The sequence below is a fragment of the Fulvivirga lutea genome (assembly GCF_017068455.1).
Taxonomy (GTDB): Bacteria; Bacteroidota; Bacteroidia; order Cytophagales; family Cyclobacteriaceae; genus Fulvivirga; species Fulvivirga lutea.
In genome coordinates, this window is record NZ_CP070608.1 from 2,931,077 (window position 1) to 2,947,068 (window position 15,992).

General features: G+C 37.7%; 17 protein-coding genes. 9 read left to right on the top strand and 8 right to left on the bottom strand.

Features of this window, described 5'->3' with window-relative positions; genetic code table 11:
* Positions 1-10 precede the first annotated feature (10 nt).
* Entirely contained in the window at positions 11-316 is a 306-nt protein-coding gene (locus JR347_RS13130; protein WP_205721052.1) for a GNAT family N-acetyltransferase, read from the bottom strand.
* A 62-nt stretch (positions 317-378) separates the two neighbouring features.
* On the opposite strand from JR347_RS13130, the gene JR347_RS13135 reads away from it, so the two are divergent.
* A complete protein-coding gene (locus JR347_RS13135) occupies positions 379-1,011 on the top strand; it encodes a Crp/Fnr family transcriptional regulator (RefSeq protein WP_205721053.1) in 633 nt (210 codons plus the stop codon).
* Between the two features lie 71 nt (positions 1,012-1,082).
* Entirely contained in the window at positions 1,083-2,489 is a 1,407-nt protein-coding gene (locus JR347_RS13140; RefSeq protein WP_205721054.1) for an MBL fold metallo-hydrolase, read from the top strand.
* Between the two features lie 146 nt (positions 2,490-2,635).
* Here JR347_RS13140 and JR347_RS13145 read toward each other — a convergent pair whose 3' ends face one another.
* Positions 2,636-2,866 (bottom strand): (2Fe-2S) ferredoxin domain-containing protein, encoded by a 231-nt coding sequence (locus JR347_RS13145; RefSeq protein ID WP_205721055.1) that lies wholly within the window; start codon positions 2,864-2,866, stop codon positions 2,636-2,638.
* A 169-nt stretch (positions 2,867-3,035) separates the two neighbouring features.
* On the opposite strand from JR347_RS13145, the gene JR347_RS13150 reads away from it, so the two are divergent.
* On the top strand, positions 3,036-4,790 hold the full coding sequence (locus JR347_RS13150) for an ATP-binding protein (protein ID WP_205721056.1): 1,755 nt from the start codon (positions 3,036-3,038) through the stop codon (positions 4,788-4,790).
* Here the strand turns inward: JR347_RS13150 and JR347_RS13155 are convergent.
* Genes JR347_RS13155 through JR347_RS13180 form a run of 6 tightly spaced genes read right to left on the bottom strand, consistent with a single transcriptional unit; the run spans position 4,787 to position 7,872 of the window.
* On the bottom strand, positions 4,787-5,164 hold the full coding sequence (locus tag JR347_RS13155) for a DoxX family protein (RefSeq protein ID WP_205721057.1): 378 nt from the start codon (positions 5,162-5,164) through the stop codon (positions 4,787-4,789). The genes JR347_RS13150 and JR347_RS13155 overlap by 4 nt on opposite strands.
* Positions 5,149-5,532 carry an alkyl hydroperoxide reductase gene (locus JR347_RS13160; RefSeq protein ID WP_205721058.1) on the bottom strand — a complete coding sequence of 128 codons (384 nt, stop codon included), beginning with the start codon at positions 5,530-5,532 and terminating at the stop codon, positions 5,149-5,151. The genes JR347_RS13155 and JR347_RS13160 overlap by 16 nt, the downstream gene beginning before the upstream one ends.
* Positions 5,529-5,930, bottom strand: coding sequence for a hypothetical protein (locus tag JR347_RS13165; RefSeq protein WP_205721059.1), 402 nt, complete (start codon positions 5,928-5,930; stop codon positions 5,529-5,531). Before JR347_RS13165 ends, JR347_RS13160 begins: the two co-directional genes overlap by 4 nt.
* A 48-nt stretch (positions 5,931-5,978) precedes the next feature.
* Positions 5,979-6,815: an RMD1 family protein gene (locus tag JR347_RS13170; RefSeq protein ID WP_205721060.1), complete on the bottom strand. Its 837-nt coding sequence runs from the start codon at positions 6,813-6,815 to the stop codon at positions 5,979-5,981.
* A 51-nt stretch (positions 6,816-6,866) separates the two neighbouring features.
* Positions 6,867-7,676, bottom strand: a complete 810-nt coding sequence (locus JR347_RS13175) for a universal stress protein (RefSeq protein ID WP_205721061.1) — start codon at positions 7,674-7,676, stop codon at positions 6,867-6,869.
* A 4-nt stretch (positions 7,677-7,680) separates the two neighbouring features.
* Positions 7,681-7,872: a hypothetical protein gene (locus JR347_RS13180; protein ID WP_205721062.1), complete on the bottom strand. Its 192-nt coding sequence runs from the start codon at positions 7,870-7,872 to the stop codon at positions 7,681-7,683.
* A 267-nt stretch (positions 7,873-8,139) separates the two neighbouring features.
* Between JR347_RS13180 and JR347_RS13185 the strand changes: the two genes are divergently transcribed.
* From JR347_RS13185 to JR347_RS13210, 6 genes are all read left to right on the top strand, one after another.
* Positions 8,140-8,577, top strand: a complete 438-nt coding sequence (locus tag JR347_RS13185; RefSeq protein WP_235689674.1) for an Hsp20/alpha crystallin family protein — start codon at positions 8,140-8,142, stop codon at positions 8,575-8,577.
* A 94-nt stretch (positions 8,578-8,671) separates the two neighbouring features.
* Complete coding sequence (locus JR347_RS13190; protein WP_205721063.1) at positions 8,672-9,499, top strand: universal stress protein; 828 nt, start codon at positions 8,672-8,674, stop codon at positions 9,497-9,499.
* A gap of 419 nt (positions 9,500-9,918) precedes the next feature.
* Positions 9,919-12,252 carry an EcoAI/FtnUII family type I restriction enzme subunit R gene (gene hsdR, locus JR347_RS13195; RefSeq protein WP_205721064.1) on the top strand — a complete coding sequence of 778 codons (2,334 nt, stop codon included), beginning with the start codon at positions 9,919-9,921 and terminating at the stop codon, positions 12,250-12,252.
* Positions 12,252-12,620, top strand: a complete 369-nt coding sequence (locus tag JR347_RS13200) for an endonuclease domain-containing protein (protein WP_205721065.1) — start codon at positions 12,252-12,254, stop codon at positions 12,618-12,620. Before hsdR ends, JR347_RS13200 begins: the two co-directional genes overlap by 1 nt.
* Before the next feature lie 188 nt (positions 12,621-12,808).
* A complete protein-coding gene (locus tag JR347_RS13205; protein ID WP_205721066.1) occupies positions 12,809-14,245 on the top strand; it encodes a class I SAM-dependent DNA methyltransferase in 1,437 nt (478 codons plus the stop codon).
* Positions 14,246-14,281: 36 nt separating this feature from the next.
* Positions 14,282-15,979, top strand: a complete 1,698-nt coding sequence (locus JR347_RS13210) for a restriction endonuclease subunit S (RefSeq protein WP_205721067.1) — start codon at positions 14,282-14,284, stop codon at positions 15,977-15,979.
* Positions 15,980-15,992 lie beyond the last annotated feature (13 nt).

A 15,992-nucleotide genomic window follows, 5' to 3' on the forward strand; every position in this document is an offset into this window, starting at 1 on the left:
ACTGCCAAAATCATGATCCTAGTAGCTTTTCTTTTGTTTGATAATTTGTGTTCAGCAGTTCAAGGTACTCAGGGTGCTTCTTCACATAGGCCACTACAAATGGGCAATATACCACTATTTGATAGCGATTACCTTTAGCATACTCCAACCCAAATTTGGCTAAAGCACTAGCTATTCCCCTACCTTCGATTGATTCTGGAACCCAGGTATGCATATAATAAACGGTATTATCCCTTATCCGATATTGCAATTCGGCCTTTTCACCATCTACAATTGTTTCAAACTGATAATTAGTTTTATTATTAACTATTTGCATACTTTGGAATCTCTTTTAAAAATAAGATGTTTTCCTGACAATAACACTGGCAATGAGCATAGATGGATAGAACTCGCATTCAATCATACTTAGAAAATATTGGACTTGAGCCGCCACTTATTTCTGAACTTTTAAATCTCGGAAAATTTAAGGAAGCCAAAGTAGGCGATGTCGTAGTAAAATCTGGAGCCCGATCTCAATATATACCGTTAGTTCTAACCGGTGTACTTAAAGTAATGCGAGAAGATCCTGAACGAGGCGATGTGTTTCTATACTATCTCGAAGGTGGTGATACCTGTGCCATGTCCATCAGTTGCTGCCTGGAGCCTAGTAATAACCAGTTTAAAGTAACCGCTGAGGAAGATTCCCAGGTGTGGATGATTCCAATGAATCACTTTGACTCATGGATTGTAAAGTACCCCGCATTTAGAAAGTTTATTTTCAGTTCCTATAAAATGAGGTTTGATGAACTGCTCAATACCATTGATAGTATGGCTTTTATGAACTTGGATGAAAGGTTGTATAAGTACCTGCTAGACAAGAAACAATCGTCTGGGAGCTATGAAATACATAAAACGCATGCAGAAATAGCAAGGGAATTAAATACATCCAGAGTAGTAATCTCAAGGCTATTAAAGAAACTGGAGAAAGAAGATAAAATTGAACAGCACCGCAACAAGATTGAGATTCTTTAGATTTGTAACTATTGTTACACTCCCTCCTAACCAGAGGACTTATCTTTACATCAGATTTAAAGATTAAAAAAATGAAAATAGAACAAATATACACTGGCTGTTTAGCTCAAGGCGCTTACTATATTGAAAGCAATGGTGAGGTAGCAATTATTGACCCACTGAGAGAAACAGACCCATACGTAGCAAAAGCGGAAGAAGCTGGCGCTAAAATCAAATACATTTTTGAAACGCATTTTCATGCAGACTTCGTTTCAGGACATGTTGATTTAGCCAATAAAACCGGAGCAACTATTGTTTATGGCCCGGGAGCTAAAACGGAGTATGATATTCATGAGGCAACTGATGGTGAAATATTCAATTTGGGAGCCATTAAAATTAAAGTATTACACACACCAGGCCATACGCCCGAGAGTTCATCTTATCTTTTAATTGATGAGAATGGAAAAGAACATGCTTTGTTTAGTGGCGACACATTGTTTATTGGAGATGTTGGCCGACCTGACTTAGCAGTAAAATCTGACCTTTCGCAGGAAGATTTAGCAGGAATGCTTTACGATAGCCTCAGAAATAAAGTAATGACATTGCCTGATGATGTGATTGTTTACCCAGCTCATGGTGCCGGCTCAGCTTGTGGTAAAAACATGAGCAAAGAAACTCACGATTTATTGGGCAACCAGAAAAAGAATAACTATGCTCTTAGAGCGGATATGACTAAAGAGGAGTTTATAAAAGAAGTAACAACAGGCATACTCCCTCCCCCACAATATTTTGCTAAAAACGCTATGATGAATAAATCAGGTGTGGACAGCTTAGACACCATTATGGATCGTGGTAATGTTCCATTAACGGTTGATGAATTTGAGGCCATGGCCAACCACGAAGGGGCTTTGGTTTTAGATACCAGAAAGCCGCAGGAGTTTGCTCAGGGCCATATCCCTAATTCAGTATTTATTGGTATCGATGGAAGTTTTGCTCCTTGGGTAGGTGCCTTAATTCCCGATCTACAACAGCCCATTATTTTTATTGCTGATGAAGGCCGTGAAGAAGAAGTGGTCATCAGGCTTTCAAGGGTGGGTTATGATAATACACTTGGTTATTTAAAAGGTGGTTTTAAGGCCTGGAAACAAGCCGAAAAAGAAATTGACACTGTTAAGTCAATTACTGCCAGTGAATTTGCTGAAGATTATGCGGCCAAAGATATTAACGTGATGGATGTGCGAAAACCTTCTGAATATGACGCTGAGCACGTTGAAAATGCAGTTAACTCACCACTTGATTTCATAAACAAAAACATGAATGACTTTGAAGCATCGAAGGAATATTACCTGCATTGCGCGGGTGGATACCGTTCAATGATTATGGCTTCAATACTTAAATCAAGAGGGATTCATAATTTAATTGATGTGCAAGGTGGTTTTAAAGCCATTGCTGAAACCGACATTAAAAAAACAGCCTTTGTTTGTCCTTCAACTAAATAAGGGCACATTTTTTTGAGACAAAATCATTTGTAGACAGAAACCATCGCGAGAAGAGCTGTTGAATTGCTCGATATGATTGGTGAAGAAGGTGTTGGACTAAGTGCCATTGATCAGAAGATCGCTAACCTTGAGTTTTTTGCCAATGATCAATCGGCTGAAGCAGAATGATTTAACATTTCGGCTAAATTATCTTTAGCCACTTTAGAATACAAAGCCTCATTCATGATTATGTTTGGGGCTTTTTTACATGCATCCATGCATTGGGTTTTAATTAGGCGAAAACCCTTTTTGTCTTTCACCATCTTGCACAAGGCCTTAGAACCTGCTTTTTTGCAATCATCATCGGTACATACAAATACGAATTTCTTTTTTGGCATCTTGCTTAAATATATTCAATAAAGTTGACCTTTTTAATTTTTTAAAATTTGTACAAATCGCTAAGGTAGAGTTGATTGTAATTAGTTATATTCATGTTTGAATATTTCTATTTAAATGCCCAAACAGTACTATTTACTTCTTCTTGTTTTTATTTTTTCAACCCTTACAATGCACGCACATGACGTGTCGTGGGAGGAGGTTAAGAAAAATAAGGAAGGCACAATAGACCTCTACTGGAACATTTCCAAGCCATTCATTTATCAAGATGATGAAGGCAACATGCAAGGCATTGAAGCTGAGCTCATTAAAGGTTTTAAAGAATACCTGAAACTGACCCACAACGTGGATCTTACACTTCACTGGATCAATTCTAACAGTTTTAAAGAGTTCTATGATTATATAAGCGAAAGCGATCATAATGGTGAATTTGGTGTGTCAGCGCTTTCCATTACAGCTACCCGCTTAAAGAAAGTGCAGTTTACGCATCCTTACATGTCGGATGTGGCTGTGATGATCTCCAGATCTGATGTGCCAATTTTTGAAGATAAAGACCATTTTAGAGAGTATTCTAAAAACCTCACAGCAATAACCGTTGAGGCCACCACTTACGAGGAGCAACTCAAGTACTTACAAGGCCTTGGCTATAACTTCAAGATAGATTATATATCGAGCAATCAACCAATTATTGAAAATATATTGTCAAGTGAAAATGCATTTGGCTATGTTGATTTGCCACTTTATCTCATGGCGCTTAAAAACGACCCAACAACCCCTATTTTCAGACAAAATTTATATCCAATTAAAGGGTTGGGTTATGGCCTAATAATGCCAAAAGTAAGTGATTGGGCTACTATTTTTAACGAATACCTTGCTAGTACCTATTTTGCTTCCATCAAAGATGAAATAGTAGGCAATCATATTGAAAACGACATTTACAAAATCATCAAGAATATTTCTGTTGGTGAAAATGTAAATGCTGATGAGCTGATTATACTACTTACAAAGGAGAAAGAATTACAAAATAAAGTACTGACTGACAGAGCCCTACAAAATCAGCTAAACAGAATTATCAATATCGGATTTGTTTGTCTGTTTATCGGAGCCCTGGTAGTGGCTATATTTTATTATCGATTGTATAGAGGTAAAAAGAATGCGCTGGAAGACCTTGAAGAGAACAAGAAGAAAATAGAACAACAACAATTGAAAATTGAGCAGGCTAATGCGCAGTTACTGGACATGAATGACGAGAAAAATAACCTCATTCGAGTATTGGCTCACGATTTACGCTCCCCTATCAATCAAATAGCCGGATTAGCAGAAATATTTCTTATTGAGAATAAGAAGCTTCCGGAAGATCAAAAAGAATTAATAAATCAGATTATTAAATCATCTATGAGGCTACGGGAGATGATTAGTAAAATACTGGATGCCGAGGCTGTTGAAACTTTACAACCTAAGATTAAGAATGAGCCTGTAAGTGTTAAGCAGATTTTTGAAGGCCTTAAAAGTGAATATAAAAACTCCTCTGACAAGAAGCACATTCATCTTAATTTCGAATGTGACGATGAAGTTATGGTTTTAGGAGATGCTGTATTTATTGATCAAATCTTAGATAACCTTGTTTCCAATGCGATTAAATTTTCTAACGCAAACACCTCCGTAACCCTAACTGCAAAAGAAACCAAAGATGATCAGGTGGTAATAAAAGTGAAAGATCAGGGACCGGGTTTTACGATGGCCGATCAAAAGAATATGTTTAAAAAATTCCAGCGTTTGAGTGCTCAACCAACCGGAGGTGAGCAGTCCACCGGCTTGGGACTTAGCATTGTAAAAATGTATACCGAGTTAATGGGTGGAACGATTGATTATGACTCAAAAGTAGGTGAAGGCACTACTTTCACGATACATCTAAAGAAAGCTTAATTTCTATTCGTGTAAGCCCAATACATCAAAAGTGGATGAATTAGCAACAGCCTGATCCACCCTACCCATTCCGGCACGCAGAGCCCATCTGTGATGCAACTACCAATAAGAATAAAATGCACATGTGATGGAATGAAACAGATTAACATGGCAATAATCCCATAGGCAGCCCATCTTTTAAAGCGATCAAACAAAAGCAATACGGCCAGCGCCATTTCTACTAAGCCACTCGCGAAATTGATCAACTTTGGAAAAGGCAGATAATCCGGTATTAACAGATAATAGAATTCTGGATTTATAAAATGGTTAGCTCCTGCAAATAGGTAAAAGCCAACCATGCCATATCTGCTAATCTTTTTTAATTGAGTGCCCATCGTGTTTCTTTATGTACCCTTAATAAAATGTAACTGAAAGGTATCCACCAAATAAAGTCGTTAGTGATAAGTGTATAAAAAAAATCGAAAGGCACTTTACCGCTTAGGTAGTTCATTAGAAAGCCCAGCGGCCCAAAAATTTTACCCAGCATACCAACTGCCACAATGGGCCAATGTCTTATAGGGTTATAACTCGCCCACCAATAACCCAGGCCGTAAACACCTATTACCATGCCCATACCTTGCCAAATCATGAGTTGATCAGGAGTTTGCATACCTGTTAATTCAAAGAATTGAGTAGGAAATAGAACTACCCACGCACCCCAAATAATATTATAGATGGCTGCTAGTTTTAAGGTTAATTTCATTTGGATGAATAGATGATTAGGTTAAGGATAAATACAATTGTCCATGCAAATGACCTTGGGTAGTTCCAGTTAATTAAATCGCGTATGGTGCCTGGCTGATATTGATCCATACTTATGAGGTTATGTAATGGAACCTCTTTATAAAAAGTAACAATCCAGGAAATTGCGATGAACAACAAACAGATAAGATGCAGCTGGCTATTCCCCAGCCAAAACAACGAGAGATGGCCGAGTAACTGTGCCGTCATAAGTGGAAAGACAAAGACAAAGATCCTTCCTTTATACTTTTTATGCCATTGAATCAGTTGGCTTCCCCTCGTATATAAGAATGCAGGGTACACTATTATTTGCACCATCCAAATAAGAATGAACAAACCACAATCTACTAGCAAAGTCATTAAATGCATGACTAATCAACAACGTGAAAGATGTAAGGTTTTAAAATATTATAGTACCTTACTAATTAATGTATCCAGCACTTCTATTACGATTAGAATAATAATAATCCACTCTAACCGGCTACTTTCTTTATGGTGATTGAAAGTGGTAAAAATTGTTAGGTTTTCTTCAATAATTTTGATGGTGTTTTCTAAAGCCCTGTGCCGTGGCGTAAGTTCGAAATAAAGGGTTAAACTTTTGTGGAGGTTGTTAATGAATTCATCGTCCCAGGTTTTATCAGGAGTATCAATAATATAAAGGTTCTCCGCAATATTATTCTTGGTTGACAATGTTCTGCCTATAATTTTCGAAGCATCTTTTTGATTAAGATTAATCGCTCCTTTTTCCTGTAAAGTATTGGTGTGTTTTTTCATCTCACTTAGTAATTGCTCCGTTTCAAAATTATACTTGTCCAGCGTTACAGATTGCGCGAGATTCAGCATAATGATCTTGTTCACGTCATTACTAAAATGGTTAATGGTTAACTTACTAAAGGAAACTGATAGTTGCTCATTGGGGCTCAATTTCACATGTAAAATGTCATCATAAAATACAGGATTGAATTTTTCGCAATAGCCCTTTATTTTCTCTATCGTCCTCATTTCATCGCTTTTCTCATAATTTAAGAACACTAATGTTCCATAGCTGAGAATATAAAGGTTTTTAAACGTGCTCTCCTGATAATATAATTCAGTTCCTGATGAAAATATGAGTTTAGCTGGGTGATCGAGCTTAAAGGCTTTGATATCGATATGATCGGCAATAGAGTATGCTCGGTAAAAAAGAGCTTTATCTAATTGCGATTGTTCATTTCTTTCTTCTATCGGTGTGTTAATGATGGTCATGTTCATGTTAGTTACATGTCTGACGTTATGAAAGGTGAAAAGTCACATTGTCTATTGAGAGCCTACAGGCAAACTAAGTACCGAGCAGTTTGTGCTTGCCACCACTTGTGAAGTAATGCTGTTCCCTGAAAAGTTTCGTCTCGACTTCCCATGAGTATTCATGATAATTAAATCAAGGCTCAAATCTTCGCACAAGTGCTTGATGCCATTAGCAAACTGATAATCATTGTAGATTAATGTATCGGGCGATGTATCATAATGCTCTTTGAAGAGCTCCATTCGTTGCATAATGGTTCTGGAATCAAAAAAGAGTGATGGAGTATTTATACACGCCAGCGTCAGGTCAATTTTTAGCTTTGAAATGAAGCTGTTTATCCATTTTTCATTAATGATGTATTCCTCATTAAAATCTGAAAGTAGTGCGGCTTTGTTAATCTTATCAACGTGCCCCTTAAGTACCAATACCGGTGTTTCTGAAGTGCTCACTAAGTGCTTCGCAAAGCTATTAAGCTTTCTCGCATGGTTGTCGTTGCTTGATTTATAGCCAAGTACAATTAAATCATACTTATGCAGCGAGGCATAGTCTTTAATGTAATCGAGGTTCGATTCGTTCTTAATTACATAATCGCTTTCTAATTTATAGCTCTGAGCCATTTCATTCAGCTCCTGCAGTTGAGCTAATGCATTAGTATCTACAGCATCGCCCGGTTCTTCAGATTTTGACTGCTTATGACCACCCGGACTGCCTGTGAGGTGTATAAAAGTGATGCTTGCCCCTACTTGCTTACATATGTCTATAGCGAATAAGGCAGCATCTCTGGCTGACTGTGAAAAATCGGTAGGTAGTAATATCTTAATCACCTGATTAAATTTTAATTACCTTATTGGTCCTTCCCATTTTGCCAGTTTTGGCTTCGTTTTCTTTCTCACTCTCTTTCTTTACCAACCAGGTGTCATCAAAAACTCCTCTACCAAGTAAGTGTGTAGGGTCGAACATACTTCCGTACCGGGAGCCAAACCTATGAAAAGGGCCTGAATGTATTTTTAAAAGTTTCATGGCTATGGGTGTTTTGTTTATAGAAATGTAGTCACACCCATTCATTATACTGATGACCCACATCACAGCATTTGGTGATTGAAATCAGATTTACTTAGTATGTGGGGTGTGATCTTAGCTTCACTGGAGCGTTCGCGAAGAACCTTTAAAATCTCTAAAGAAGGTTGATAAGAATCAGTATGCAGGTTGATGGGCATCATGGCGATTTTAAGGATATACAAGTTATTTTATACTAAGAATTATTCATCACCATAAACAGGAGTAATTATGAAAACCCTCAAAAAATCGGCTATGCTTCCAAGTGTAAGCACCCTTTTCAATGATTTCTTCGAAAACGATCGAATGATGAACCTCGACTGGGCAAATGGCTGGACCAAAATGCCATCTGCTAATGTGCTTGAAGACGATAAAGAATTCAAGATTGAACTTGCCGCACCAGGCATGAAAAAGAATGATTTCAAAGTTGATATAGTAAACAACCAGTTAACAATCAGCAGCGAAGTGACTGACGACAAGGAAGTCAAAGAAGAAAATTATACTCGTAAAGAGTTTAATTACAACTCATTCTCAAGAACCTTTATTTTACCTGAAACCGTAGATGTAGCCAAAATAGAAGCCACCTATAAGGATGGCATATTAACGCTAGATCTACCTAAAAAACCAGAATTGGCTAAGTCTTATAAAAAAGAAATAGCCGTTCATTAAACCTAAAAGTTGGCTCTTTGGGTTTGTATCGCACAGTTGCCTGAAACAACTTCAGTGTCAGACTTAAGGAGCCAGCTTTCTAAACGCTACTGTCATGATAAAGAAAATAATAGTACCTACAGACTTCTCAGATTGTGCCACCAATGCCATACGCTATGCCGCAAAAATGGCCAAAGACATTAAGGCTGAAGAGCTTGTTATACTTCACGCTTTTAATATTCCTATCGCCCATGGCGAGGCCGCTATGGTTACTTCCATTGATAAAATAACAGATGAGCAAGACGAGCTTATTGAGAAGGAGTTTCAAAAAACGATTAAGGATGTTAAGGAATTACAAGACGTGAATTTCTCTTATTCCTGCAAGCATGGTTTTATCGAAAACTTACTGCGTTTAGAATGCCAGGAAAATAATATTGACCTGATTATTATGGGAACCAAAGGAGCCCATACTTTTGGAGAAGAACTATTAGGTACCAATACCTATTATTTGGTGAAAGACTCCAAAATTCCTGTTTTGATTTTGCCGGAAAAAGAAAAGTATACTTCCATACAAAATGTTGCCCTGGCAAGTGATTATAAGTTTTTAAACCCTGAGCTCTTACAGCCGCTCAAAGACATATGTACACTATTTAAAAGCCAGGTACATATTGTGCACATAAGCGATAAAAACGCACTGAAAGATGATGAAGTAACATCAGCCAAGCGCTTTGAACAATATTTTAAGAATATTCTACATCACTTCCACTTTATTTATGACCATAATGTGGAGCATGGGCTGCATGAATACATAAAACAAAATGAAATTAACATGCTGGCCGTAGTGCCCAGAAAGCATAATTTATTCGAACGCATTTTTGGCAAGAGCGAAACTAAGAACCTGATTTTTCATTCTGAGCTGCCTATTTTGGCGCTGCCGGGGTGAGGGAAATAAGTGTGTTTTAGTGGTAAAATATGTATAGTGTAAATATACTTTACCAGCGAATTAGATTTTAATCAGATACTATTTAATTCGCGATTCGCGAATTGAGAATTATGCCATGAAGTTACTGGCCGCAGTGCCCAAAAAGCATAATTTAATCGAACACATTTTTGGTAGAAGCGAAACTAAAAACCTGATTTTTTATTCTGAACTGTCTATTTTGGGATTATCTGGGTGAGCGAAATAGATGAGTTTTAGTAATTCACGGTACGGAGGTTAATAGACAAACCCTTATAAGTCAATTAGTTCTAAGTCTAAATCGTTATTCCATATCTCTAATTACATAATTATCGTAATATAATCTTTCATATTTTTCTGATTAATGAGCGCTAGTGAGTATCTTAAACGTTCATTTCAGCTCCATGAATAAGAAAAATCTTTCTGAAAGAGACATTTGCACAAAATTTATCACTCCTGCAATTCAAAAGGCTGGTTGGGATATTAAAAGGCAGGTACGTGAAGAAGTAAGCTTTACCGATGGAAGAATTATTGTTCAGGGACGTATGCATACCAGAGGTAAAGGCAAACGTGCCGATTACATTCTCTATTATAAGCCTGAGATACCAATCGCTATAATTGAAGCAAAGGATAATAAGAAACCTGTTGGTGATGGCATGCCTCAGGCATTGGAATATTCAGAAATTCTTCAATTACCATTTGTATTTACATCAAACGGTGATTCATTCGTATTTCATGATAAAACTGGCACCGGCAATAAGTTAGAAGAGGAAATCTCATTGGACTCCTTTCCCAGTCCGGCAGATTTATGGCAACGGTATTTGACATTTAAAGGCATAGATGATCCTTATGCTCAAGAAATTGTTGAGCAAGAATACTATTTCGATTTAGGAGGGAAAACCCCTCGATATTATCAACTCAATGCTGTTAACAGAACCGTTGAGGCTATCGCAAGAGGTCAAGAGAGAATTCTTCTTGTAATGGCAACTGGTACTGGTAAAACATTTACAGCATTTAATATTGTTTGGCGACTTTGGAAAATCAATGCTAAAAAAAGGATTCTATTTCTAGCTGATAGAAACGCACTGCTTACTCAAACAAAGAACGGTGACTTCGCCCCTTTTGGTAATGAAATAATGCACATTATTCGACACAGAAAAATCGATAAGTCATATCAAATCTATTTTGCTTTGTATCAAGGACTTACAGGTGTTGAAGAATGGAAAAATGCGTACAAAGAATTCAGTCCTGATTTCTTCGATCTTATTATAGTTGATGAGTGTCATCGTGGAAGTGCCGCTGAAGCATCTGCATGGCGTGAAGTATTAGAGTATTTTAGTTCAGCTACACAAATAGGACTTACAGCAACGCCAAAAGAAACAAAAGACGTGTCCAACATGACCTATTTTGGAGAGCCTGTATACAAATACTCATTAAAACAAGGTATCGAAGATGGCTTCCTAGCACCCTATAAAGTAATAAGAGTTACGACAAACATTGATGAAGGCTGGAGACCACCTCGCGGACTCGTGGATAGATACGGAAATTATGTAGCTGATAGAATCTATAATCTGGTAGATTACGATAGAAAATTAGCGATAGATGAAAGAACACAAGTAGTAGCTGAAAGAATTACCAAATGGTTAAAGGCAACTGACCGTTTTGCAAAAACAATTGTCTTCTGCGTTGATATCGATCATGCCAACAGAATGAGAATGGCATTGATTAATGAAAATGCCGATTTAGTTGCTAAACACCCTCAATATGTTGTCAAAATAACCGGTGACGATGAAATCGGGAAACAGGAACTAGACAATTTTGTAGATGTGGAGGAACGCTTTCCCGTAATTGCCACAACATCAAAAATGCTTACTACTGGTATTGATACAAAAATGGTGAAGCTAATCGTATTAGATGCAAATATTGCTTCAATGACTGAATTTAAACAGATAATTGGTCGTGGAACAAGATTGAGAGAAAAAGAAGGCAAGGTCTATTTTTCAATAATGGACTTTAAAAAGGCCACTAATATGTTTGCTGATCCAGAGTTTGATGGAGAACCTGTTATCATATACGATCCTCAAGATGGTGATTCCATTATACCACCTGATGAAGAAGAAATTGAAGATATCCATTACAATGATATTTTAATAGATGAGACTCCTCCTGACCCTAATAAATATTATGTTTCCGGAATTCCTGTGAGTATCATTCATGAAAGAGTGCAATACTATGGCGCAGATGGACGACTGATAACAGAGTCATTGAAGGATTACACAAAAACCAATATTAAAAAGGAATTCGCCTCTCTTGATTCTTTTATACAGCGATGGAATGAATCCGATAAAAAAGCCGAATTAATTTCTGAATTAGCGGATCAAGGTATTTTACTTGAAGCACTTAAAGAAGAAGTTGGGAAAGAAATGGACGACTTTGATTTGGTTTGTCATGTTGCTTTTGATCAACCCGCTTTAACCCGTAAAGAACGTGCTGAAAATGTTAGAAAACGCAATTACTTCGGTAAATACAGTGAAAAAGCAAGAGAAGTTTTAGATGGACTATTAACAAAGTATGAGGATGATGGCATAACCTCTATTGAAAGTGGAGCTGTGCTTAAATTAAAACCAATAAGTGATTTAGGATCTCCGGTTGAATTAGTGAGAGCTTTTGGTAAGAAAGATGATTTTGAAAAAGCTATTAGAGAGCTGGAACAAGAAATCTATAATAATATTGCCTAATGAGTGAGCAGATTAATAACAAACCTGAATTAAAGGAATATAGAAAAGAGCTCAGAAATAACGCGACACCTGCTGAGAAAACCTTATGGCGGTTTTTAAGAAATAAACAATTGCAAGGAAGAAAATTCAGAAGACAGTTTAGTGTGGGGAATTACATTTTGGACTTCTATTGCACTTCAGAAAAATTATGTATTGAATTGGATGGTGCTGGTCATTATAATGATGCACAGTTTGAATATGACAGAGATAGAACACTATTTTTGAACCATCTCGGCATTCGAGTGATTAGATTTGAAAATAAAGAAGTTTTTGAATCGCTTGAAGCTGTTTTGGAGTGTATTAAAAATGCATTTGAAAATAAGGATTAGTATAAACCACCCCGCCCCTTGGGCACCCCTCCTTGTTAAGGAGGGAAATACTGTAGGGGTGGATAAAAAAATTAAATTAAAATAAAACACGAACCACAAATAACCCCTCCCTTTTGAAGGGGAGGTGCCCAAAGGGCGGAGGGGTTGATAAACACTTTTACAACCAAGAAAGCTAATCAAATAACTAAATGAGCATAACAACCAACATTAAAGGAATCCGTGACATCATGCGGAAGGATACAGGAGTAGATGGAGATGCACAGCGTATTTCGCAAATGGTGTGGATGCTGTTTATGAAAATATTTGCCGACAAGGAAGAGGAATGGGAAATAACCATAGACAGCTATGAAAGCCCTATCCCTGAAAAACTTAAATGGCAGAATTGGGCCTCTGATGAAGAAGGCCTTACGGGAGATCAACTGATGGAGTTCATTAACAATGAGCTCTTCCCTACACTCAAAGAATTAGACATTACTGTAAGCCCTCAGGCCAAGATCATCCGTGCTGTATTTGAGGATACTTACAACTACATGAAGAATGGCACGCTCTTCCGACAGGTGATTAACGAGATCAATAAGATTGACTTTAATAACACCAAAGAAAGGCACCTATTCAATGATATTTATGAGACAATACTAAAAGAATTGCAATCAGCAGGTTCTTCTGGTGAATATTATACTCCAAGAGCAGTTACGCAGTTTATGGTAGACATGGTTAACCCACAGTTAGGTGAAAAGATCCTTGACCCTGCTTGTGGTACGGGAGGATTCCTCACCTGCTCTATTGAGCATGTACGTGAGCAAGTGAATACACCTGAGGATAGAGAAGTCTTTCAGGCCTCTATTACGGGTATTGAGAAAAAGCCTTTGCCTCACTTGTTGTGTACTACCAACCTAATGTTGCATGGCTTTGATGTGCCTGCAGTACGTAGAGATAACTTACTCTCCAAACCATATAGTGATTGGGGAGCGAATGACAAGGTAGATGTGGTACTCTCCAATCCACCGTTCGGAGGTGTCGAAGAAGACGGTACAGAAACCAACTTCCCACAAAAGTTTAGAACTAAAGAAACTGCTGACCTTTTCCTGGTATTGATTATACGATTATTGAAAGATGGTGGCCGTTGTGCTGTGGTATTGCCCGATGGCACTTTGTTCGGTGAAGGTGTTAAAACCCGTATCAAAGAAGAGTTGATGGAGCGTTGTCGCCTCCATACTATTGTGCGTTTACCTAATGGAGTGTTTAACCCTTATACAGGCATTAAGACCAATGTGCTGTTTTTCGAGAAAGGTACGCCTACGAAAGACGTGTGGTACTTCGAGCATCCTTACCCTGCTGGGGTGAAGAGCTACAACAAAGGAAAGCCGATTAACATTAAGGAATTTGACTTAGAAAAAGCATGGTGGAACAACCGTGAAGACGAGCAGTTTGCCAAACACGCTTGGAAGGTTGATGCCCAAGAAATTAAAGACCGAGGCTATAACCTCGATATCAAAAACCCTCACCAAGAAAGCGATGACTTGGCTTCTCCAGAAGAGTTGCTGAAGCAATACAATGCCACTTCTGCAAAAGTGAGTGCCATCCAAGGTGAAATAATTAAAGTACTAAATGAAGCCCTCTCCTAGCCGTCATTGCGAGGGAGGAACGACCGTGGCAATCTCATGAAATTACTCGAAATATTCAAAGATCTAACTGTACACCCTAAAAATGCTCAAGAGCTGAAGGGTCTGATTTTGCAATTGGCCATACAAGCGAAACTGACAAAAAAATGGCGTGAACAAAACCCTAATGTGCAGCCGGCTTCTGTTTTATTGAAGAAGATACAAGAAGAGAAAGCTCAACTCATTAAAGAGAAAAAGATAAAGAAGGAGAACATACCTCCTGTTGATTTGGCAGAAGTTTATTTCAATATACCAGATTCATGGGTATGGGAAAGGTTAGGTCAAATTGGTTTCGTTTTCAATGGAGATAGTGTTAATAAAAGTATCAAAGAAGCTAAGTATGCAAATTTAAAAGAAGGATTTCCTTATATAGCCACTAAAGATGTTGGTTATTTAAACGATCCAATTAATCATGATAATGGCGTGAAAATACCTTTTAATGAGCCAAAATTTAAAGTAGCAAGGAAAGGTACAGTCTTGATTTGTTCTGAAGGTGGCAGTGCTGGAAAAAAAATGGGGATTTTAGAGCAAGATTCATGCTTTGGAAATAAGCTCTATGCTATTGAGCAGTTTGGTGGGATTCAATCGGTATATATTCAATCTATTTATGGTTCAGAATCTTTTGGAAGTGCATTCAAAGAAAGCATGACTGGTATAATTGGCGGTATTTCCAGCAGCGCTTTTAAAAGTTTATATGTTCCACTCCCACCCCTCGAAGAACAAAAAGCAATTGTTGAAATCGTGAATCAGTTGTTTACCGAAGTAGAAGCCTTGGAGGAGCAAACCAAAGTACGGGTACAACTCAAAGAAGACTTTGTAACTTCTGCCTTGCAACAACTCACCACAGGCGATACTATTGAGCAATGGTCGTTTTTACGAGACCACTTCAAAACCTTCTTTACCGAAAAGAGTTCAGTTAAAAAGCTGCGAGAAAGCATCTTACAATTAGCTGTTCAAGGTAAACTCACCCAACATTGGCGTAGCGAAAACCCTGTGCAAGAAACCGCTGCTGAGTTGTTGGAGAAAATCAAAGCTGAGAAAGCCCAACTCATTAAGGATAAAAAAATCAAAAAGGAAAAACCACTTCCCGAAATCACCGAAGACGAAATTCCCTATGAACTACCAGAGGACTGGGTTTGGTGTAGATTGGGGGAGGTTGTTAGTTTAAAGTCTGGACAAGACCTTAAGCCATCAGAATATTCCGACAAGGAAGATTTTGGCTTACCATACATTACAGGTGCAAGTAACTTAAAAGATGAAAAGGTAATAATTAATAGATGGACTAACGCTCCAAGGTCCTTAGCCAAAAAAGGAGATCTACTTCTCACTTGTAAGGGCTCTGGCGTTGGCAAAATGGGTTGGTTACATGTGGATTCTGCTCATATTGCCCGTCAAATTATGGCTTTGGATACTTTTTTATCACCATTAGATTTTGTGAAAATTATAATGGACGTGAATGCAATGACATATAGAAGAAATGCTAATGGTTTGATACCTGGCATAGATAGAAATACTGTTCTATATACTTTAATTGCATTTCCTCCATCAGAAGAACAACAAACGATAGTAACAAAGGTAAATGCCTTAATGGCTTTATGTGATGCCTTAGAACAAGAAATAGAAAACAGCACTAACCAAGTAGAGCAGCTTATGCAAAGTTGTTTGAGGGAGGTATTTGAGGGTGCTGATCAGAAATAGGTTAACCGGATAA

Coding starts and splice junctions, on each gene's coding strand:
- JR347_RS13135 (WP_205721053.1), top strand. CDS start 379: ATGGATAGAACTCGCATTCAATCATACTTAGAAAATATTGGACTTGAG.
- JR347_RS13205 (WP_205721066.1), top strand. CDS start 12,809: ATGAGCATAACAACCAACATTAAAGGAATCCGTGACATCATGCGGAAG.
- JR347_RS13155 (WP_205721057.1), bottom strand. CDS start 5,164: ATGGGCACTCAATTAAAAAAGATTAGCAGATATGGCATGGTTGGCTTT.
- JR347_RS13160 (WP_205721058.1), bottom strand. CDS start 5,532: ATGAAATTAACCTTAAAACTAGCAGCCATCTATAATATTATTTGGGGT.
- JR347_RS13190 (WP_205721063.1), top strand. CDS start 8,672: ATGATAAAGAAAATAATAGTACCTACAGACTTCTCAGATTGTGCCACC.
- JR347_RS13170 (WP_205721060.1), bottom strand. CDS start 6,815: ATGACCATCATTAACACACCGATAGAAGAAAGAAATGAACAATCGCAA.
- JR347_RS13180 (WP_205721062.1), bottom strand. CDS start 7,872: ATGAAACTTTTAAAAATACATTCAGGCCCTTTTCATAGGTTTGGCTCC.
- JR347_RS13150 (WP_205721056.1), top strand. CDS start 3,036: ATGCACGCACATGACGTGTCGTGGGAGGAGGTTAAGAAAAATAAGGAA.
- JR347_RS13165 (WP_205721059.1), bottom strand. CDS start 5,930: ATGACTTTGCTAGTAGATTGTGGTTTGTTCATTCTTATTTGGATGGTG.
- JR347_RS13210 (WP_205721067.1), top strand. CDS start 14,282: ATGAAATTACTCGAAATATTCAAAGATCTAACTGTACACCCTAAAAAT.
- JR347_RS13200 (WP_205721065.1), top strand. CDS start 12,252: ATGAGTGAGCAGATTAATAACAAACCTGAATTAAAGGAATATAGAAAA.
- JR347_RS13130 (WP_205721052.1), bottom strand. CDS start 316: ATGCAAATAGTTAATAATAAAACTAATTATCAGTTTGAAACAATTGTA.
- JR347_RS13185 (WP_235689674.1), top strand. CDS start 8,140: ATGAAAACCCTCAAAAAATCGGCTATGCTTCCAAGTGTAAGCACCCTT.
- JR347_RS13145 (WP_205721055.1), bottom strand. CDS start 2,866: ATGCCAAAAAAGAAATTCGTATTTGTATGTACCGATGATGATTGCAAA.
- JR347_RS13140 (WP_205721054.1), top strand. CDS start 1,083: ATGAAAATAGAACAAATATACACTGGCTGTTTAGCTCAAGGCGCTTAC.
- hsdR (WP_205721064.1), top strand. CDS start 9,919: ATGAATAAGAAAAATCTTTCTGAAAGAGACATTTGCACAAAATTTATC.